Source organism: Glaciimonas sp. GG7 (assembly GCF_052976905.1).
Genome location: NZ_JBRIIQ010000006.1, coordinates 66,963 through 88,173 on the forward strand (window position 1 = coordinate 66,963; position 21,211 = coordinate 88,173).

At 49.8% G+C, this 21,211-nt stretch carries 14 protein-coding genes; 7 read left to right on the forward strand and 7 right to left on the reverse strand.

Features of this window, described 5'->3' with window-relative positions; all coding sequences use genetic code 11:
* Positions 1-2 precede the first annotated feature (2 nt).
* Complete coding sequence (dbpA, locus tag ACVBEF_RS03280) at positions 3-1,391, reverse strand: ATP-dependent RNA helicase DbpA (protein WP_447122514.1); 1,389 nt, start codon at positions 1,389-1,391, stop codon at positions 3-5.
* A 245-nt stretch (positions 1,392-1,636) separates the two neighbouring features.
* Between dbpA and ACVBEF_RS03285 the strand changes: the two genes are divergently transcribed.
* From ACVBEF_RS03285 to ACVBEF_RS03300, 4 genes are all read left to right on the forward strand, one after another.
* Positions 1,637-3,610, forward strand: coding sequence for an autotransporter domain-containing protein (locus ACVBEF_RS03285; RefSeq protein ID WP_447122515.1), 1,974 nt, complete (start codon positions 1,637-1,639; stop codon positions 3,608-3,610).
* A 276-nt stretch (positions 3,611-3,886) separates the two neighbouring features.
* Positions 3,887-4,588: a pirin family protein gene (locus ACVBEF_RS03290; protein ID WP_447122516.1), complete on the forward strand. Its 702-nt coding sequence runs from the start codon at positions 3,887-3,889 to the stop codon at positions 4,586-4,588.
* Between the two features lie 170 nt (positions 4,589-4,758).
* On the forward strand, positions 4,759-5,454 hold the full coding sequence (gene ribA, locus ACVBEF_RS03295) for a GTP cyclohydrolase II (protein WP_447122517.1): 696 nt from the start codon (positions 4,759-4,761) through the stop codon (positions 5,452-5,454).
* 14 nt (positions 5,455-5,468) lie between these two features.
* Positions 5,469-5,948: a MaoC family dehydratase gene (locus ACVBEF_RS03300; RefSeq protein ID WP_447122518.1), complete on the forward strand. Its 480-nt coding sequence runs from the start codon at positions 5,469-5,471 to the stop codon at positions 5,946-5,948.
* Here the strand turns inward: ACVBEF_RS03300 and ACVBEF_RS03305 are convergent, their stop codons facing one another.
* The 5 genes from ACVBEF_RS03305 to ACVBEF_RS03325 all read right to left on the reverse strand — a co-directional run bounded on the left by ACVBEF_RS03305 (position 5,949) and on the right by ACVBEF_RS03325 (position 10,618).
* Positions 5,949-7,193 carry an ROK family transcriptional regulator gene (locus ACVBEF_RS03305; RefSeq protein WP_447122519.1) on the reverse strand — a complete coding sequence of 415 codons (1,245 nt, stop codon included), beginning with the start codon at positions 7,191-7,193 and terminating at the stop codon, positions 5,949-5,951. It abuts the gene before it with no gap.
* Positions 7,194-7,286: 93 nt separating this feature from the next.
* Positions 7,287-7,739 (reverse strand): RbsD/FucU family protein, encoded by a 453-nt coding sequence (locus tag ACVBEF_RS03310; protein ID WP_447122520.1) that lies wholly within the window; start codon positions 7,737-7,739, stop codon positions 7,287-7,289.
* Complete coding sequence (locus ACVBEF_RS03315; protein ID WP_447122521.1) at positions 7,732-8,532, reverse strand: ATP-binding cassette domain-containing protein; 801 nt, start codon at positions 8,530-8,532, stop codon at positions 7,732-7,734. The genes ACVBEF_RS03310 and ACVBEF_RS03315 overlap by 8 nt, the downstream gene beginning before the upstream one ends.
* Positions 8,533-8,534: 2 nt before the next feature.
* Positions 8,535-9,494 carry an ABC transporter permease gene (locus tag ACVBEF_RS03320; RefSeq protein ID WP_447122522.1) on the reverse strand — a complete coding sequence of 320 codons (960 nt, stop codon included), beginning with the start codon at positions 9,492-9,494 and terminating at the stop codon, positions 8,535-8,537.
* A 101-nt stretch (positions 9,495-9,595) separates the two neighbouring features.
* Positions 9,596-10,618, reverse strand: a complete 1,023-nt coding sequence (locus ACVBEF_RS03325) for a substrate-binding domain-containing protein (RefSeq protein WP_447122523.1) — start codon at positions 10,616-10,618, stop codon at positions 9,596-9,598.
* Between the two features lie 253 nt (positions 10,619-10,871).
* Between ACVBEF_RS03325 and ACVBEF_RS03330 the strand changes: the two genes are divergently transcribed.
* From ACVBEF_RS03330 to ACVBEF_RS03340, 3 genes are all read left to right on the forward strand, one after another.
* On the forward strand, positions 10,872-11,540 hold the full coding sequence (locus ACVBEF_RS03330) for a nucleoside/nucleotide kinase family protein (protein ID WP_447122524.1): 669 nt from the start codon (positions 10,872-10,874) through the stop codon (positions 11,538-11,540).
* 270 nt (positions 11,541-11,810) lie between these two features.
* Positions 11,811-13,796 carry a hypothetical protein gene (locus ACVBEF_RS03335; RefSeq protein ID WP_447122525.1) on the forward strand — a complete coding sequence of 662 codons (1,986 nt, stop codon included), beginning with the start codon at positions 11,811-11,813 and terminating at the stop codon, positions 13,794-13,796.
* 422 nt (positions 13,797-14,218) lie between these two features.
* Positions 14,219-16,042, forward strand: coding sequence for a hypothetical protein (locus tag ACVBEF_RS03340; protein WP_447122526.1), 1,824 nt, complete (start codon positions 14,219-14,221; stop codon positions 16,040-16,042).
* A gap of 135 nt (positions 16,043-16,177) precedes the next feature.
* On the opposite strand, the gene ACVBEF_RS03345 is transcribed toward ACVBEF_RS03340, so the two are convergent.
* Positions 16,178-21,055 carry an NAD-glutamate dehydrogenase gene (locus tag ACVBEF_RS03345; protein WP_447122527.1) on the reverse strand — a complete coding sequence of 1,626 codons (4,878 nt, stop codon included), beginning with the start codon at positions 21,053-21,055 and terminating at the stop codon, positions 16,178-16,180.
* Between the last annotated feature and the right edge of the window lie 156 nt (positions 21,056-21,211).

Genomic DNA, 21,211 nt, shown 5'->3' on the forward strand with positions numbered 1-21,211 from the left:
TTTTACAACTCAGAAATAAACCGCATCTTAAAACTACGGCCCTTGATATTCCCGTTACTCAAACGGGTAAAAGCATGTTTCGCCATCCGGCGCTCCAGCGCCACATAGGTCATAAATTCAAATACACTGATTTTGCCGACTTGCTCCTTAGTCAGTCCGGCGTCCCCCGTCAGCGCACCCAATAAATCACCCGGACGCAGCTTATCTTTCTTGCCGCCCATGATGCACAGCGTGACCATCGGTGCTTGCAGCGGACCGCCTTCAGACGCTTCGAGTGCGGCCAGATCGCACCAGGTTACCAGGCCGTTCTGATAGTCCTCGATCAGTTTTACCCATTTTTTTTCATTAGGCGCACAGAGACTGAGCGCCATGCCTTTGTCGTGGCCGCGTCCGGTGCGGCCGATGCGATGGATGTGGACTTCGGTATCTTTCGATACATCGACGTTGATGACCGCGCCCAACGTCTGGATATCCAGTCCGCGTGCGGCGACGTCGGTGGCAACCAGTACGGAGCAACTCTGATTGGCAAACTGCACCAGAATTTCATCGCGCTCACGCTGTTCGAGTTCGCCGTATAAGGCCAGTGCGCTAAAACCCTGATTGCGTAATTCAGCGGCCAATTCACGGCAATGGATTTTGGTGTTGCAAAAGGCGATGGTCGAGACCGGTTTGTAATGATTCAACAATTGCGCCACGGCAGCATTGCGGCCGTCGTAAGTCACCTCGTAAAAGCGCTGTTCGATCTGACCAGCATCATGTTGTGCTTCGACTTTGACTTCGACCGGCTGGCGTAAGAATTCGGCGCTGGCTTTGCGGATGTCGTCGGGGTAGGTGGCTGAAAACATTAATGTCTGGCGACGCTTGGGGCAGGCGCTGACGATGCCAGAAATCTCTTCGTAAAATCCCATATCCACCATGCGGTCAGCTTCATCCAATACCAGCGTTTGTACAGTGGACAGATTGATGGTGCCGCGACCAATGTGGTCCCGTATCCGTCCTGGCGTGCCGACAATAATGTGCGCGCCATGCTCCAGCGAACCAATCTGCGGCCCCATCGGTGAGCCACCGCACAGCGTCAATATTTTGACGTTGTCTTCCAGACGGGCGAGGCGGCGTAATTCTTTGGCAACCTGATCGGCCAATTCACGCGTCGGACACAACACCAGCGCTTGTATGGCGAAGTAGGTCGGATTGAGTTTATGCAGAATCCCGATACCAAAAGCAGCGGTTTTGCCGCTACCGGTTTTGGCCTGCGCGATTAAATCCCGCCGCTCCAAAATCACCGGCAAGCTTTGTGCCTGAATGGTCGTCATTTCGTGATAACCGAGACTGTCGAGGTTACGCAAGAGCGCCGGTGACAGGGGGAGAGTTGAGAAGGAGGATGTAGTCACGATGGGGAGCCGACAGAAAGGGGGAACGAAGTCTAACAGGCGAACCGCTTTAGAACCAGATGAAACGGAGCCTGTAAAGGAATTTGTAGTATTTGCATACTAACCTGACATCTTTATGGCGATTTCTATTCTTTAAACTCTTATCATTTGTATATAACTATAAAAATGTTGTTGATTAGAACGTCCTCAGCATCACAGCACCAGCACGACCAATATAAAACTACATTCATACTAAGGAGAACACTTTGATACGTCCGCCATATCAACTTTCACGTAAAGTTTTACCTTACGCTGCATTCTTTTCTACGCTGTTTACTACTCGCACGCGATATCGAACACTCTCAACGATAGGTGTAAGCATCGGCATGGGGCTGTGCATGGCCCAGCCTGCCGCGGCGTCGAGTTTTTCGCAAATGGTCTTTTTTGGCGATTCCCTGATGGACAGCGGTTACTACTCGGGCGTGGGACAGCAACCGTCATTTACCACCAACCCGGATTTGATCTGGACGCAACTGCTGGCGCATCGCTACGGATTGACTGCCGATCCTGCTTTTGTACTGACCTCCACCGGCGTTATTTCTGGTGGTGGAACCAATTACGCCGTCGGTGACGCACGGGTGAGTCAACCGATTCTTAATCCTGACCCAAACATCCCGGTGCCATCGGTAACAGACCAGGTCAATGGCTATTTAGCCAGCCATCCGCAAGCGGATAAAAAAGCCTTGTACACCATCTGGGCTGGTGCAAACGATGTGTTTGCGTACACCGAACAGAATGGCGCTGGCTTGATGGACCCCAATCCCGCTACGCAAGCAGCGACTGCGCAAGCCATCGTCGCACTGGTTGCCGGTGAGGCCCCGAATGTCGCCGGACTAATCGGTAAATTGCAAAAGGCAGGCGCAAATAAGGTAATGGTCCTCAATTTGCCCGATATCGGTAATACGCCCCAAGCAGCCGCTTCCGGATTGCAGCAATTGTGGACGGGGGCTTCTTATACGTTTAATCAAGCCCTGAATCAAAGTCTTAACCAGTTGGGTGGCAATATTATTGCCCTCGATGCATTTAGCCTGCTCGATGAAGTTATCCGTAATCCGGCGCTCTACGGCTTTAAAAATGTCACTTCAGCGGCGTGTACTACACCGAGTTCCGGTACTTGCACTGCGGCTACGTTAGTCGAGCCTGGCGCTAATGAGACCTATTTATTTGCCGATAGCGTGCATCCGTCCGGTGCTGCCCAAGCGATTCTCGTGCAATACGCGCAATCGGTATTGATGGCGCCGTCACAGATCAGTTTGCTGGCGTCGGCACCATTAGCGGGTGCTTCGACACAGGCTTTGGCGATGGATAATCGGTTTCGATTATTTGCCGCCACTCCCTATAACGTCGGTAAGGCAGAAGCCTATGCGGTGGTCAACAACACGCAGCAGAACTTTCAACAAACGGACAACACGCAAAGCCTTGATGGTTCGAGCAACAGCGCGACAGTCGGTATCGATTACGGGATTAATGAACATTGGATGATTGGCGCGGCGTTTGGCGCGGGGCAAAACAAAGCTAATTTTGGTAACAACACCGGGAACTTCACCCTCAATCAAGCGCTGCTGTCAGCCTACACGCAATACCGCGATGGTGCGTGGGCGGTCAATGCGATCGGGATGGCCGGCTTGCTCGACTACAGCCATGTTCAGCGCAGCATCGTACTAGGCCCGGCGTTGCGCAATGAAAATGGCACCACTGGCGGCGAGCAAGTTCTGTTGCGGGTAGGCGGGCAATATGACTTTAGCTATGGGGCGACAACATTAAGCCCGGTAGCAAACGTGACCTGGCAGCAGATTCATGTCGATTCCTACGATGAAATGGGTAACGACAGTACTGCGATGCATTTCGATCAGCAAATGCGGGTGTCGCTGGTATCGAGCCTGGGTCTGCAACTGACGTCAAATCAGGTGGTTGGCGGTTATGCGGTGCAACCGTTTGCCAAACTAGCTTGGGAAAGAGAGCTCAAAAACACGCCGTATGAAGTCCGCGCACATGTCGTTGGCATGGGCGGCAGTTTCGGGATGCCGGGTTATCAAGGGCCAGCAAACACGACCCGCTTAGATGTGGGGGCGAACATTAAATTAACGCCCGATACCACTGCATTCGTTGCCTATAGCGGACAGTTCGCCAGTGGTAATAAGGTCAATGCATTTCAGCTTGGGGTAAATAAGGTTTTTTAAGATCTCACGCTGTAGCCTAAAGCGGGTTGATGCACTTATCTGTATCAACCCGCTTTTTTTGTTGCCTTTGATTAATATTTTTATTTTGTAAAACGGTAGTTGTATGCAAAGTATTTTACATACGTCCATAATTCGTCTTTAAGACTTACGAAAATCGCCCCAGCGGCGTTATCCTTCCTAGCCTTACGTTCGTACTGTCTTCGTCAGTCTGCCTTGCTGGGACGATTTTGCGTAAGTCCTAGTCTTATCAAAAATATATAAAACGGAAAAAACATCATGCTGCAAATACGCAAAAGCGCCGACCGTGGCGGTGCCGATCATGGCTGGCTGCAATCACTGCATACTTTTTCTTTTGGCCATTATCAAGATCCGCAACACACCGGATTTGGGCCGTTGCTGGTGATCAATGAAGACCGCGTAGCGCCAGGGCAGGGCTTTGGCACGCATGGTCACAGCGATATGGAAATTATTTCCTACGTGCTCGATGGCGCGTTAGAGCACAAAGACAGCCTTGGCACAGGATCAGTCTTGCATTACGGCGATGTTCAGCGCATGACGGCGGGGACGGGCGTGCGGCATAGTGAATTCAATAGCTCGGCGACAGCGCCGTTACATTTTTTACAAATCTGGATTCAGCCGAACATAAAAGGGATTCCTCCCGGCTATGAAGAGAAACATTTCACGCCAGCGGCCAAGCAAGGCCAGTTGCGGTTGATCGCCTCGGCGGACGGTCGTGACGATTCAGTCTTAATCCATCAGGATGCGACTATTTTTGCTGCTATTTTAGGCGGCGAGGATCATCTTTTTCATCCATTAACGGCCGGACGTACTGGTTATGTACACGTCATTCGCGGGACGATTACCGTCAACGGTATCGAGCTGACAGGCGGCGATGCGCTGAAAATATCGGATGAGTCGTTGATTACGCTGGATAAGGCTGATGCAGTAGAACTGTTGTTATTTGATTTGCCGTACTAAACATCATCGCACCAGCCGCACGGATGTACAATTTGGCAATGAGTACGCCTCTGAGCGCAACAACACCTTCTCGTAGTACGATGACGGCATTCCAGCCGCAGACTTAATCCGTAGGCAAGGCACGTCATTTAAATGACGTGCTTTTTACTTTGAATTCGCATTTTGATCCCATGAGCACCCACATCACACCTTGCAACGCCGACGCAGCCCAAATCCACGAGTCCCTGGAGTACGTTACATCCTGCGAACTGCCGACGCCCTGGGCAACTTTTCAGTTGCACGCCTTTATTGATCATCCTTCCGGCAAAGAACATTTAGCGATGGTATTGGGTGAGGTTGACAACGGCTTGCCGGTGTTAGCGCGCATCCACTCTGAATGTCTTACCGGCGATGCGCTATTTAGCCAACGCTGCGATTGCGGTGCACAGCTCGAAGGCTCGCTACAGCAAATCGCTGCCGAAGGGCGTGGCGTAGTGCTGTATTTGCGTCAGGAAGGACGTGGCATCGGCCTGCTCAACAAAATTCGTGCTTACCGGATTCAGGACTCGGGGGCTGATACGGTCGAGGCGAATCAGCAACTTGGCTTTGCCGATGATTTGCGTCATTACGGGATGTGTGAGCCGATGCTGCAACATCTCGGCATCAAAACGCTGCGATTGATGACCAATAATCCGCGCAAGATGGATGCGCTGAAAAAAATGGGCGTACCTGTAGTGGAGCGGCTTCCGTTGATCCTCAACCGTAATCCTTTTAACACCCGTTATCTGGACACCAAGGCGGCCAAACTTGGGCATATTTTGCCCAATGAGGGTGTGGAGCATCAGGACGAATTTGATCACGAATCTGATAACGAATCTGATAAATAAGAGGATCCATCACCATGACCAATACAAATAAAGAACCTGCGCCCGTGCAACTTTATCTGGAAGACCTTCAGGTCGGACAACGTTTTGAGTCAGGGTCCTGCGCGGTAAGTGCCGACGAGATCAAACGCTTTGCCGCAGAGTTCGACCCGCAGCCGTTTCATGTCGATGAGATGGCCGCCAAAAACACCTTCTTTGGCGGACTCGCCGCAAGCGGTTGGCATACTGCGGCGCTGACGATGCGGCTAATGGTGCAAAGCGGCATGCCGCTAGCGGGCGGCATCATTGGCGCAGGTGGTGAAATTACCTGGCCCAAGCCGACCCGTCCGGGTGATGTGCTGCATGTGGTCAGTGAAGTCGTTGCGGTCACGCCATCGCGCTCAAGGCCGGATCGCGGCATGATCCAGGTGCGTTGCCAGACCTTGAATCAGAACGGTGAGACCGTTCAAGTGCTACTGGCAAAGCTGATGGTCTGGAGCAAAATAGCTACTAGTTAATTATTTGTCGAGCTTAAGAAACAAATCATGATCCGGCGCGAAGTTGGCATACAACGGCAACAAAGCGCCGCCCAGCGCACGTGCATCCGAGCCGATGGTGCCTGCGTGGACGGTTGGCCGGGTAATTCCTTCCCAGTTGTAATACGCCAGTGACACTTCTATCTCGGTCAGCAATTTCTCCAGCAAACTACGGTCGCAAGATCCATCGATCACTACCGCATCCAGGTCCAGCAGGCAAGTTGCGCTGCTGATGGCCAGCGCAATGGCCCGGCTTGCGTCATCGAGCCACACATTGGTGTGCGCAAGCCACGGTGCCTGCAACGCACGTTGATCGAACGATGCCAGCGGATCGAGACTGGCGGCGACAAACAGATTCTCCAGGTTGAATAGTGAGGCATCGCTCAATAATTGCGCAGGCGGGGAGCGTTGCTCACGGCTCGCCAATCCTAGCGGAATCGAGGCGACCGCACCGGCATTACCGTGCAAGCCGCCGCGTAAATGACTGTCGATGACCAGTCCGCCGCCAATAAAGGTGTCGACAAAAATATACAAAAAACTCTTGATGCTACGGCCTCTGCCCGCCACCAGTTCGGCTACACAAGCCGCTGCCGTGTCTTTGCAAAACTGCACGGGCAACTCTGTCATGGCCTGTACGCTCTGGAGGATATCGATATGCTGCCATTTATCGGCTTGATGCGGATCGATGTCTAGCAACTTTTGCCAGCCGCCCAACGCCAGCGGGGCGGCGATCCCGATCCCGCTGAGGCGCTGCACCTGCTCGGGTCCGAGCAAGGTATGGATACGCTCAAGCTGCAAGGCGATCTCGGGAAATAGTTGATCGGGATCGGGGAATGTATAGCGCAATGACGAACGTTCACGCACCTGACCCAAAAAATCAATCAGCAGCACATCCAGACTGCGCCGACCGATTTTGATGCCAATCGAAAATGCGCCGTCAGGATTGAGGGCGATCGGCACCGAGGGCTGACCAACCTTGCCACGTAACGCCTCCAATTTCAGCACCAGCCCTTCGTCAAGCAGGCGATTAATGATCAGCGAGACCGTTTGCGTGCTTAGATTAGTGAGACGGGCCAGATCAGCCTTGGGCATGGAGCCGTGAAAACGGATCGCTTGCAGTACCACGCGTTCATTAAACTGGCGCATGCCAATTTGATTTGATCCACGTGGGCGCAACCGTCTTTTTTCGTCTTCAGGATGACGCGAGAGCGTGGTGGTATCGGGCATGGTGCTCTATTGGAGATTTGGTTGGAACTCTTCTGGAACGGCGGCAGGCTCAGCTTGCCGCACGCTCAGACTGCCAAATCATATATCAATATGTCATGGCAGGGCGTCGGTAATAACGCCCTTCTTTAAGATGAAATTGGCGTACGGTTGCATTTCACCGGTTTGCACGATGGCGTAAGCGTGTTTTACCCGCTCATAAAAAGCAAAGCGTTCAACCGCTTCGCATTGGCCGACTTTGGCATACCGCGCACTGCGCAGCGTGTTAATGACGGCCAGCTGGACATCCGATAAATAGCCAGCGGGGCTGTCCGAGACCTGCATATACGCCACCGGCTGCTCAACCGCCTGGTCCAGCGGAAACACCGACAACACGGCCGTGCATGCACGCAAAAGACTCACGCCCGGAAGCTGGATCACGGGTTTGCCGCCCGCGAGTGAGTAGGCGGTGAAATTGGCGTCAACGATGAGAATTTCATTGCCGTGGCCCATGTCACACAAGACCTTGAGCAGCTCTCCCGACAGGAGAGGATCGATACCTTTAAGCATGGGCCTCCTCCGGCAAGTCTTCTGGATTCTTGGCACCGGTCATGACGGCAACCGTGTCCGACATACTGATGTGCTTGGGATTGACCACCGCCACGCGTTTGCCCAGCCGCTGGATATGAATCCGGTCAGCGATCTCAAATACATGCGGCATGTTATGGCTAATCAAAATGACCGATAAGCCGCGGTCACGCACCCGTCGAATCAATTCCAGCACCATATTGCCTTCTTTGACACCAAGCGCCGCCGTAGGCTCGTCGAGAATGACGACATGTTTGGCAAACGCCGTGCTGCGCGCCACTGCCACGCCCTGGCGCTGACCGCCGGACAAGGTTTCTACCGCTTGCTCCATGGAGCGAATACCGATTTTGAGATCCTGCATATGCCGCACTGCTGCATTGAGCATGGCTTTTTTGTCGATCAGACGAAACCAGCTGCCGAGTATGCCGGGGCGCAAAATTTCACGTCCCAGAAACAAGTTCTCCGCAATGGTCATGGCCGGAGCCACCGCCAAATCCTGATACACCGTTTCAATCCCATGCCGCCGTGCATCGATGGGCGATTTGAAATGGACCGGCTTACCATCGAGCAGCATGTCGCCCGAGTCGGGAACCATCGCACCAGACAATGCTTTGATCAGGCTGGATTTACCCGCGCCATTGTCGCCAATGACGGCCAGAATTTCACCGGCTCGTAACTCAAAGTCCACGCCGTCAAGCGCCGTGACATGGCCGTATTTTTTAGTAATGCCGCGTGCCTGAAAAACCAAGGCAGGGTTTGGCGTCATCATTTTCATTGTTAACCCTTTTTATGCGTCAGTTGATCGGTAGCCACTGCCAGAATTACCAAAATACCGGTGACCAGAACCTGATATACGGAAGGCACGCCCATCAGTGTCAGGCCGTTACGGAAAACCCCGACGATCAAGACGCCGATCAGGGTGCCAAACACGGTGCCGCGACCGCCGAATAAACTAGTGCCGCCCAGCACCACCGCAGTGATGCTATCGAGATTATCGGTCGTGCCGCCTTGCGGATCGCCCACACCCATTCGGGCTACGGACAGTAAGGCGGCGATGCCATAAAACATCCCGGCTGCCATGTAGACGCCGATCAGTACTTTATTGGTGGCAATGCCGGTCAGGCGTGCCGATTCAGGGTTGTTACCGACTGCGTACAGATGACGACCGGGAGCCGTCTCACGCAGGAACAACCAGGTCAGGATGTATAAACCCAGCATCAGCACCGTGCCGTAAGTAATGACGGTTTCCCCAAGATGAAAGGTGTTGCCGAAGAACATCATCGCATCCGGCAAATTACTGACGGTTTGTGCCTGCGAATAAATTTGGGTAATCGCAAAAGCGATATTCATCGTGCCGAGTGTGACGATAAAGGCCGGCAATCGGATCTTGGTCACCAGCGCGCCATTGATTGCGCCTATCAGGGTACAGACTGCGACACCCAGGAGTATTGCCAGATACGGATTCATACCGTGATCGACGGCAAACTTGGTCATCACGATGCTGCCCAACGCCATCGCCATGCCGCAGGATAAATCAATCCCGGCGGTCAGGATGATGAGGGTCTGGCCGATCGCGATGACGCCGACGACCATGACTTGTTGCAAAATCAGGGAAAAATTCTGGCCGCTAAAAAACCGGTCCGTTTGCGATGCAAAGAATAGACAAGCGGCTAGCAACGCCACCACTGGACCAAGTGTCGCAATGGGCGGCAAGCGCTTAAGCACGAGTGCGTTCATAGGGATTGAGGGAGAGTAAAGAGAGGGATGGGAGAGGGCGTCATCACAAAACAGACGTTGTGACGACGCCGCCAACTTCAGCGCAGTTGTTTAATCAAGACTTAGGACTTCTTGCCCCAACATGCATCTAGTCCGAAAGCGGTGTCTTTACTCTCAACTGCGCCCTGTTTTTTGTCGGTAATCAGCGTGACACCAGTGTCCACATAACCGCTGGCTTTCTTACCTGTCTTGGCATAATCAATACCAGCTGCAACGCCCAATGCCGCCATCTTCAACGGATATTGCTGCGAGGTCGCTGCGATCATGCCGCTTTTAACATCGGCAATGCCGCTACAGCCGCCATCGATCGACACGATCAGCACGCCTTTTTCTTTACCGGCAGCTTTCAGCGCTTTATACGCACCAGCAGCGGCAGGTTCATTGATGGTGTAGACCACATTGATTTCAGGATTTTTCTGCAGGCAGTTTTCCATCACGGTTTGCCCCTTGGCTTGATCGCCATAGCTGTCGGCCATACAGACGACATCGGCGGTTTTACCCAGTGTCGTGGTGTTTGCATCAAAGCCGGTAGCGCCAAATCCTGTTAAAAAGCCGTTATGACGGGTCAGGCCGACTGGGTGGCCTGGCAACAAATCGAGCATGGCGATTTTGGCAGGCTTGCCGTTCATGGCGGCCTTCGCATATTGACCAATGAGTACACCGGCCTTGAAGTTATCGGTTGCAAATAAGGCGTCTACAGCGTTTTGTGGATCAGTCGGGCTGTCGAGCGTAATGACCATAATGCCTTGATCACGGGCTTTTTTGATGGCTGGCACGATGGCTTTGGAATTACTAGGCGTAATCAAAATCGTCTTGGCACCAGCAGCGATCATATTTTCGATCGCAGTGACCTGACCTGCATTATCGCCATCGGATTTGCCAGCTGCTGTGAGCAACTTAGCGCCTTTGGTGGTTGCCATTTCTTGTGCGCCTTCTTTCATTTTCACAAAGAAAGGATTGGTCTCGGTCTTGGTGATCAGGCCTATGATCGGCTGATCAGCAGCGATGGCGATGCTGGCACTTGCGGCGAGTAAGGTTACTGCTACGGTGACTGCGGTTGCGACTGTTGTGAGCTTGAATAGCATTCGGGGTCTCCTCGAATTGTTATGGTCATTGGATGGTTGTGCAGAGGGCGCGTGACATGCGTCTGATGGGATGACGTTTTTTTGATATGAACGCTTGATCCGCTGCTGGTAGCGAATATAGGCTGCATTAATTAATAAATCAAGTGACTTTATTAATTATTTTGAAATGACACAACATCGCAAATTCGCCAGTCTGGCAGTAAAATCGGCCGCATAGACACCTCTCAACATCACAACAGAAGCGGACCAACCGATGCAACCAACCACGCAAGAAATGACGATTGAAGCCTGCCTGACCAAGCTGCGAGCACGCTTATCCTCCACTGATAGCAGTCAAAACCCGCAGCGCTTCATCCTCGGTATTGTCGGTCCGCCTGGTGTAGGAAAATCCACCTTTGCGCAAGCACTGGCCGATGGTTTGCCCGGGCAGGCAATGGTGGTGCCGATGGATGGTTTTCATCTGGCAAATACCGAACTGATCCGCCTTGGTCGTCAGAGTCGCAAGGGCGCAGAAGACACCTTTGACAGCGCTGGTTACGTAGCGCTTCTTAAACGCCTGCGGGATCAGCAATCCGATGCGATTGTCTACGCACCTGAATTCAGACGAGAAATCGAAGAACCCGTCGCAGGTGCCATCGCCGTACCGGCAAACATACAACTCATCATTACCGAAGGAAATTATTTGTTGCTTGATCGTCATTACTGGAATCATGTGCGCAGCTTGCTCGATCTTGCCTGGTATCTGGATATCGCACCCGAAGTGCGGCAAGAGCGGCTCATTGCCCGGCATATCCGTTTTGGTCGCGAGGCAGACGCTGCGCAGGCGTGGGTTGCGCAAACAGATGAACCTAATGCGATTCTGATTGCCGCCACCCGAGAGCGTGCCGATATGGCATTTAGTTGGGCGTCTGGGAAGGATTAAACGGAAATTTATTATTGTATTTTTTGCTCTGAGGGGAATATTTTTTCAATAAATAATAAGATAGATATTTCTAATAATTAATAAATAAAAACCACTGTCGATAACGGCAGTGGTTTTTTTGCATTTTGAGGGTTGATTCTATTAAGCGATATTTGAAATATTTAAAGCTATTAGATGAGTATCGTCATGCCTGTTTTTTTATGCCATTAGGTACTCTAAAGACTTCTCTAATATCTTGCAGAATATTCTGCCTTTTTCAGAAAGAAAATAATGCCGTCACTAGTAGCTCATACAAGTCTAAGCTTACCTTCCCATACAGTGGATAAAAATAATAGACCACCAATTGCTCCAAAGCCGAGACAAGGGGGAGTAAAAGCACAAATGACAGGTGCAAATGGTGCTTCGTCTGTACAACTGGATAACTCACTTTCTATTGCAACTAATGCTCATATTAAATCTGATAATTCTAATATTCAGCATAAGTTCAAAGAGGTATCTATTGTTGATACAGGATCGTGTAATGAAAGTAAATCTAAATTATCTATCAATGAACAAATTTCATCATTAGATAACAAAGTAGATATGTGGTCTCAGTATATTAAGAGTACAGTCCCGGAAATTGCAGATGGCATTATAGAAAAATATGAACAAAAGTGTGAAAGTGCACAATTGTCAGGCACATCTGAATTGGATGCGAAACAGAATTTATGTAAAGATTTGGAAAATTTTTACATAAGTATACCTAAAACACGTTTCGATAAAACTGATCCAATAGATGATTTGTTGGAAGCCAACATTAAAAGCGTTGAAATTGCATTTCCGGCAAAAGGAAAATCTATTATTTATAATCTGAAATGTGAGTTTGAGTCTGATAAAGATAAGATGTCTAAATTAGATGCGATGACAAAATTTAATGATGCATTGGTAAGCTTATTAAATACAAAAAAAAATATTCCTGAAACCAAAATTGAGTCCTCTCGTTTCGATAAAATCGATGCTGCAAATGAACGTATCAAAGTTTTAAGCAATCAATTGTTAAAAGATTATCCGAAAAGTTCGGTGGCATCTCTTGAGAAACTAGATGCGACATATTTAAAAGCTATAAAAAATAAGGTCCCTGAATTACAGGCAAGACTTGCATATGAAGCCGCTCTACAAGATTTAGTGGCTTATTATTCTAATGAGTCTGGTGAGATTAAGCGTGCCGAGTCAGAAATAATATTTTCTGAAAATTGGTTAAAGCAAAATGGCGAAGGAAAAAAAGTTGATAAATTTAATAAAGATTACAGCAATAATAAAAATTTATTAGAGGCGACACAGATACTTCTTGCAGATTTAAAACTTGCAATGAGTATCAAATCACGTTCAAGTGAGAAAGTAGCATCCTCTGATACAGTGTCAGTTACCAAAGAGTCAGAGCTTAGTAATGCAAAAGCTAAGGTTGAATATTATGGGAAGTATTTATCGGAGAATGGTCATCAAGATGAAGTTAATGATGTTATAGAAACCAATAAAAAAATAACGAATGATCCTGATAATTTAATGCTTTTGAATGCCAAAAGTCTTGAAGAGCTATTTTATGCAAGTGATAATCCATTAAGGTCTTTTCCTTATCCCTCTCTTTCGTCTAAGTCTCCAAGTAAAAGTACATTTTTTACTAACGATTCAATTTTAAAGAAATCTCCGCCATTGAGTCCTTCTAAAAAAACTTTTTCTAATCTATTTAAACCAACTAAAAATGTAAAACAAGACAAAATTAATGTTATTGGTAAAATAGAATCACCTACTGCTGGTAAAGAAATATTAGTAAAGTCAGAAATATTAAATAAGGTTTTAGAGAATACATTTTCTAATTTTGTCGCTACTATGCGTACGCTGACCAATTCAAGTACAAATAACTTATCTGAAAAATTACAAGATTTCCGAGAGGATCGAGATAAGTTTTCTGATTTATCAAGAATTGTTAATATGATATCTTTGTCTTCGATTAGAGAGGATGTTAAGGGTGTATGCACTAATGCTGTCGCAACATCATCCATCATGAATGAAATGATTAATAAAGCACAATTGGCATCGTCTGCATTGCTAAAAATATCACAAGAAAACATAAAATCTATTCGGCAACAAGCAGAAGTGATTAATTCGATAGTCGATATGCAAGACTATGCAATAAAAAATAAAGAAGAATTAATAACCGTCATTGACTCACTTACGTGTCCGGTAATGGATGCTGACAAAGGCAAGAATCCGATTTGAATATAAGTAAGACCGCATAATTGTTTAGACTAGGCGCCCGGACGCAGACAGTACGACTGTACGGTAAGGCCGGGCAACGACGTATAAACGATTATGAGGTCTTACTTAAATTGATACTCAATAATTGTCGTTTAATACTGTTCAGCTGATCTGGTTAATCGTTCGGGTGTATCGAAGTCAGCGTTGATGCCGGTGTGTCTTCGATACTACACAACTCAGTCTGAACGGTTTCTTAATTGAAAGGCGTTACTACCATATGGTAGTAACTTTGCATTTCGAGACTTAACTCTATTAAGCGATATTTAAAATATTTAAATCTATCAAGTAGGTATCGTCATGCCTGTTTTTTTTATTCCTTTTGTGAATGCAGAGGACATATCTGATATCTTGCAGGAAAATCTGACCTTTTAAGAAAGCACGTAATGTCAATATATGGATCACCAGCAGTTTCTCTTTCTTTAACTCGCCACGTAAATGCTCATTCTCCGGTAAGTCCTGAAAGTACAAATAATTCTAATCAAATAAAAGATAAAATATCGAGGGTATTTCAGGCTCCTGAAATGAATCGGACGCCTTCGGTCAATACTACGACTTCTGATAATTCAGCTATTAAGGATGGTTTAAAACAAACTCACGGCATGGGTACTCACACTCCAAAATCTGTATTGGGAGAACCAGGCGTAGCATCCTATTCGAAAATTTCTGTTGATTCTCTTGGCATATCAAATCCGATGCAGAAAGGACTATCGGATATAAAAATATCTATCCTAGGGTTGAAAGATATAGATCCGGAGCAAAAGGATGATATTTCAACAGAAATAATTAATCGAGCACAAAAAATTATTGATAATCCAAGTGATTGTGAATTAGGAGAAGTATTTTCAATCAGAACAGAATTACAAGAAAGATTGGACAGTATATTAAAAAGCCAGGAAGTAAAATCGCTGACTGATTTGATTAATGTTAAAATTAAATATATTGGAAAATTATATGGGAAAGATGCCCCGGCGGTTCTTAAAGGCCCTGTAAATGCTTGCATAAACTCATCCAGCGTCACACAACCATTAATTAATTTAATTAATAATTTAGATGATCTAATAAAAATAAAACAAGATAGTGATGCGATGAATGCTAATCAAAAACCGGTGCATTCTATTCCTTCACGACACATAGGTTCACCAACCGGCCTTAAAAACAACCCTGATTTGGCGTTAGTGAATGCTTCTATCGCGAACGATTTTGACCTAATTCAGGATGCTTTACACGGTGTTATTCATAATCGCGACACTGATCTGTTCTATCAGCGTTTTGAAGCATTCCGTCATGATCCGGAGGGCACGGGTGGTAAAGCTAATCAGTCAAACTTAAGAAATATGTCGGCATTTATTAATCGCATGACGGGTAAAGCGCTTTTGCCTGAGGCGCGAGAAGCACTCATGAACACTGTCAACAGAAGTCCTGCAATGAACGGCTTGCTCAATAAAATGCGCCTGGTGTCGGAGGGCTTTGGCAAGGTGCAAGATAATAATGGACCGAAAAAAGGTTCACAAGAGCATCAAGATCTCATTAAGTTGATCAATGATGCTCAAACATATGCTAATCAAAATAAAGAAGCCTTAATGAAGGATATGGCTGTTTTGTTAAAGACAAGAGCTCCTGTGATTAGCGAGTTTAAGGTGCAGACGCAAGCAGCAATAGCTTCTACAGCAATCGTTCATCAGCCAAGTGTAGATAAAAATACTCAGGGGTTGAACAATGATCAGCAAAAGGTTCCGGAATCCACAAAAAGTGTGCCAATAGATACACGAACAGCAGTTCTTCCTAAGGCAAAAGCGGAGGTTGCAGAATTGATGGTTGATATTATGAATCATCCAAATTTTAAAGAAATGTCGCTGAATAGCTTTTCAAGGATCACAAAAATCATTGATGATGCGGTCAATACCTCTGATAGTAAATTGAAATTTTGTCAGGAAGTCACTAAAAAACTTACAAAAATGAAAGATGATTTAAATGACTTTAAACAGCCAGTGCTTAAAGGACTTAAAGTAATTAAAGTATTTAAAGGGCTTATTGGATTCATGAAAGGTAAAAGTCCTATCGTGACCGATAATATTAAGAAGGCTCTGGATTTAAAATTAGAGAATGCCATGAACAATTTTACAGATGAAGATTTGAAGCCTGTGTCAAAGTCAAACCTAACGTCCGGGACGATTAATTTTCCACATGGAGACACAAATCGGATTTAATAAACAGTTCCAATATTAAATCTACGTGATATAACTTTTCAATAAAAAAGCCACTTCCAATAAAATGGTAGTGGCTTTTTTTGTATCTGAGAATGTTAGCAAATCAGGATTGCTACGAATGGTAATTATCCTGTGTTAACCCGCATCAATCCCTCGTATTTCCCGCGCTGCCACTGACAGCATCGCCAAATCAACATTCCCTCCCAACTGAAAATCAATCAACAGACGACGATAGCGCTCCAACTGCGGACGGTTGGCGGTTTGCCAGGCTTCTAACATTTCCGCTGACTGCTCTATCGCTGGCGATAACGTAATGACGTTGGCGGTCAGTGTGCGTTGCAGCGTGGTTAAGTCACTTTGCAATGCGGTGCGCGCCAGCGTTTGCCAATGGGTGTCTACCGGCAGCGTGGCGGCCCGTTCACGCATCCAGCCGAAGTTGAGACTCAAGTCGAGTGAGAAATAGACCTGCGCTACCAGTTCCAGATTGCGTCCGGTGATGGTGGCGACCTCAGCAATGTCGAGCACTGCGCCGATCAGCTCCGCGCTGGCGACACGGCGGGCGAGCGTTTCTGACACGCCTGCTTGAGTGAGTGCATCCTGTTTTGCTTTGAGGGCATCGGCGTCGCTGGCGTCTAGCAAAGTCACCAGTATCGGGCCGAGTTGGTCAGCGGCGGGACGGAAACGAGCCACAGTGGCGGTGATCGTTTCGCCATTGGCCGGGCGGTGCAGAAACCAGAAGCTGGCTTGTTCGATCAAGCGACCGATAGCGATCAACATTTGCGCTTGCAAGGCATCAGGCACCCGATTGTCCAACGCGTCGATATCGTTCCAGATGTCTTCGAAACCGAAGACATCGCGGGCGATCAGGCCGGCGCGGATGACGTCGGTAGGGCTTGCGCCGCTTTCGTCACTGAGGCGGTGGACAAAGGTGGTGCCGACTCGGTTGGTGAGGGTGTTGACGACGTAGGTGGCGATGATTTCACGCGCCAGAGGGTGGCGCGTCATGACCTCGGGATACCGTTGGCGCAGCGCTTGCGGGAAGTATTGCATCAGTGCGTGGCTGACGAATGGATCATCGAGCAAGTCTGAGGCCAGCGTTGCTTCGTATAACCACATTTTGTTGTAGGCCATCAGCACGGCGCGTTCTGGCGTGGTCAGGCCTTGCTTGGCGGTTTTGCGCTCGGCGATGGTGTCGTCCGAGGGCAGGAATTCAACCGCACGATCTAAGCGTCCGGCGCGTTCCAGAAAACGAATCAGGCGGGCTTCCGGTTCTAATAACGATAGGGCGCTGCGACCGGCAACCGAGAGCGATTGAGTCTGGTAGTAGTTGTCGGTTAAGACTTGATTACCAACTTCATCGGTCATTTCGGCCAACAATTTGTTGCGTTGCTTCTCGGTCATTTCGCCTTCGGTGACGACTAAGCCGAGCAAAATCTTGATGTTGACTTCGTGATCCGAACAATCGACACCGGCGGAATTGTCGATCGCATCGGTGCAGATGCGGCCGCCTTTTTGGGCAAATTCGATGCGCCCGAATTGGGTCAGGCCGAGATTGCCGCCTTCCGCCATGACTTTGCATTGCAGCTCAGCACCGTTGACACGGATGGCGTCGTTGTTGCGGTCACCAACCTGGGCGTGGGTCTCGAAGCTGGCTTTGACGTAGGTGCCGATACCGCCGTTGTAGAGCAGGTCAACGGGGCTCAGCAGGATGGCGCGGATTAATTCGGCAGGAGCCAACTCTTTTGCGCTCACGCCAAGGATGGCGCGGATTTCAGGCGACAGCGGAATAGTCTTGAGGGTGCGAGGATAGACGCCGCCACCGGTAGAGATCAGTTTAGTGTCGTAATCGGCCCAGCTCGAGCGCGGCAGGGAGAACAGGCGTTCGCGTTCAGCAAAACTGGCGGCGGTGTCGGGATTGGGGTCGAGGATGATATGCCGGTGATCAAAGGCGGCGACCAGTTTGATGTGGCGTGACAGCAGCATGCCGTTGCCGAACACGTCGCCCGACATATCGCCAATCCCGGCGACGGTGAAATCTTGCTCTTGGGTGTCGAGGCCGGTTTCGCGGAAATGACGTTTGACCGATTCCCACGCGCCACGGGCGGTAATGCCCATTTTTTTATGGTCATACCCGACCGAGCCGCCGGAAGCGAACGCGTCGCTGAGCCAGAAACCGTATTCGGCAGAAATGGCGTTGGCGAAATCCGAGAAGGTGGCCGTGCCTTTGTCGGCGGCGACGACCAGATACGGATCGTCGACGTCGTAACGCACTACGTCAGCTGGCGGGACGACTTTGCCATTGATGAGGTTGTCGGTCAGGTCAAGCAGGCCGCGCAGAAAGTTTTGATAGCAGGCGATGCCTTCTTTTAAATAGGCTTCGCGCTCGGTTGCAGGCGGGGCGCTTTTGAGGACGAAGCCGCCTTTTGAACCGACCGGCACGATGACGGCGTTCTTGACCATTTGGGCTTTGACCAGACCGAGTACCTCGGTGCGGAAATCTTCGCGCCGGTCCGACCAGCGCAGGCCGCCCCGTGCGACTTTGCCGCCGCGCAGATGGACGCCTTCAAAGCGGGGCGAATAGACCCATATTTCGAACATCGGTTTAGGCGCAGGCAAGCCGGGGACCTTGGCCGGATCAAACTTGAATGAGAGATAGGATTTGGGTTGACCGTTAGCATCGCGCTGGAAGTAGTTGGTACGTAAAGTGGCCTGAATGACGCCGAGAAATTGGCGCAGAATCCGGTCTTCGTCCAGATTGGGGACCTGATCCATCGCTGCTTCGGTTTGCTGCAAGAGAGCGTTGACGCGTGCTTCGTTCGTGTTGACGGGGTCGAAGCGGGCGAGAAACAATTCCACCAGATGACGGGCAATGGTCGGATTGCCGGTCAGGGCTTGCTCGATGTAGGCGTTACTGAAAGTGGAGCCGACCTGACGCAGATAGCGGGCGTAGGCGCGCAAAATCGTCACTTCGCGCCAGTTGAGCCGGGCGCGCATGACCAAGCGGTTGAGGTCATCGTTGTCGGCCTCGCCATTCCATACGTGCGAAAAAGCGTCTTCGAATATGTCTTTGATACGGTCGATTTCAACTTCGCCGTCGTCGGCGGTTTGCATGCCGAAGTCGTGTATCCAAACTGGCCTGGCGTCCTGGATTTCGATCCGGTAAGGGCGCTCTTCATTGACCTTGACGCCCATGTGTTCGAGCATGGGCAGACTTTGCGAGAGAGCAATGGGTTTTCCGGCGTGATAAATCTTCAGGCGCAAGGAGGAGCTGGCGGCTTCGATCGGACGATATAAATTCATCGCTAATCCGGCACGTTGCTGGGCGGTTTCCATCAGTTCGATGTCGCGCACTGTTGCGCGGGCGGCGTAGTCTTCGCGAAAGCCTGCAGGAAAGGATGCTGCATAACGACGTAGCAGGCGGTTGCCGTGCTCTTCGCCGCGACTTTCCAGCAAGGCGTCGGCCAGATCATCTTGCCAGCGGCGCGTGGCTTGGACTATTTTGGATTCGAGTTCGCCGATATCGACGTTGGTCACGTCCGTGCCCGGCTCGGTGCGGACGGTGAATTGGATACGGGCCAGTACTGATTCGGACAGCAAAGGCGTGAATTCAACGCTGACGCCCTTAAAGGCTTCCAGCAGCAAGATTTGAATCCGGGTACGTAGTTCGGTATTGAATTTGTCACGCGGGACATACACCAGGCAGGAAACATAACGGCCAAACGCGTCGCGGCGCACAAACAGGCGCGTGCGTTGGCGTTCTTCAAGGCGCAGGATGCCGATGGCGGTGTCGTATAAATCGTCTTCATCGATTTGAAATAACTCGTCGCGGGGATATTGCTCAAGGATGGTGGCGAGTGTTTTGGCTAAATGGCCTTTAGGAACAAAGCTGGCGCGTTCTTTTACTTTAGCGACTTTGCGGCGCACCAGCGGAATGGCGCTGGTGGGGACCATGTAGGCCGCCGAGGTGTAAAGGCCGACAAAGCGACGCTCACCGATGACTTTGCCAGCGGCGTCATAGCGTTTGACGCCGACATAATCGAGGTAGCCGGGGCGATGTACGGTGGCACGGGAGTTGGCTTTGGTGATGAAAACGGGTGAGCGGGCGTCGATAATCGCTTGTGCACTGCCAGGCAGCTTGGTCATGTCAGCGCTGTCGAGGGTGCCTGATTTGTCGCGCAAAGTATCGCGCAAAATACCTAAACCGGAACCTGCGACGGCTTGCAAATAATTTTCGCCTTTGCTCACAACCAGTTCGTAATCGCGTGTGCCGAGAAAGGTGAAATGATCGTCAATCATCCATTCCAGAAAAGCGCAAGCTTCAGCGGTTTCTGCTTGTGGCCCGGCATCCGCAGAGGGTTGTTTTTGCAGATCGGCTACTGCCGCGCTGGCGCTGGCGGTCATGCCGCGCCAATCATCGACCGCAGCCCGGACGTCGCCCAACACCTTGGACACGCCAGCCATGATTTCATCTAATCGAGCAGCCTCGGTGCAGCGGTCGATCTCGACGTGGATATAGGACTCGAGCCTTGCGCTACCGCTGTTGGTACCGTTCTCGATCCCTGCATCGCTGGCGCGCTGGATCACTTCAATCTGGCCGGAAGCATCGCGCCATATGCGAAACACCGGATGGATGGCTGCGTGTAACGTCAGACCGAGGCGGTTGATTTCGGTGGTGATGGAGTCGACCAGAAACGGCATATCGTCATTGACGATTTCGATCACGCTGTGGGGCGACTCCCAGCCGTGTTCGTCGATGTGCGGATTGTAAATGCGTATACGCGGCGCGCCGTTTTTGAAGTGCCGCGCAAATTGCCAATGGGATACGGCCGCGCCGTACAAATCGGGAATGCTGCGGTTGAGTATTTGTTCCTCGCCGACCTGCGAGTAATAATCGGCCAGAAACGGCTGCATTGATGCAAATACTGCAGGTGGTAGTCGATCACGGGCAAACTTCACCATCTCGGCAAGTTGTTGCTGTTTTTTTTGTTCGGATGCTTTGTGGGTGATGGGCATAATTTTCTTTCGAATGTCTTAACCGGATCGCACTGATATCAGTTGAATGGTAGCGGTCCGGTTTCCTTTCGGTAGGAGGCAGTTTTTAGCGCTTTTATTCGCATTAAAAACCAAGCTGTTCGTATCATAGACCAAGCTGATGCGGCGCTCAATTGC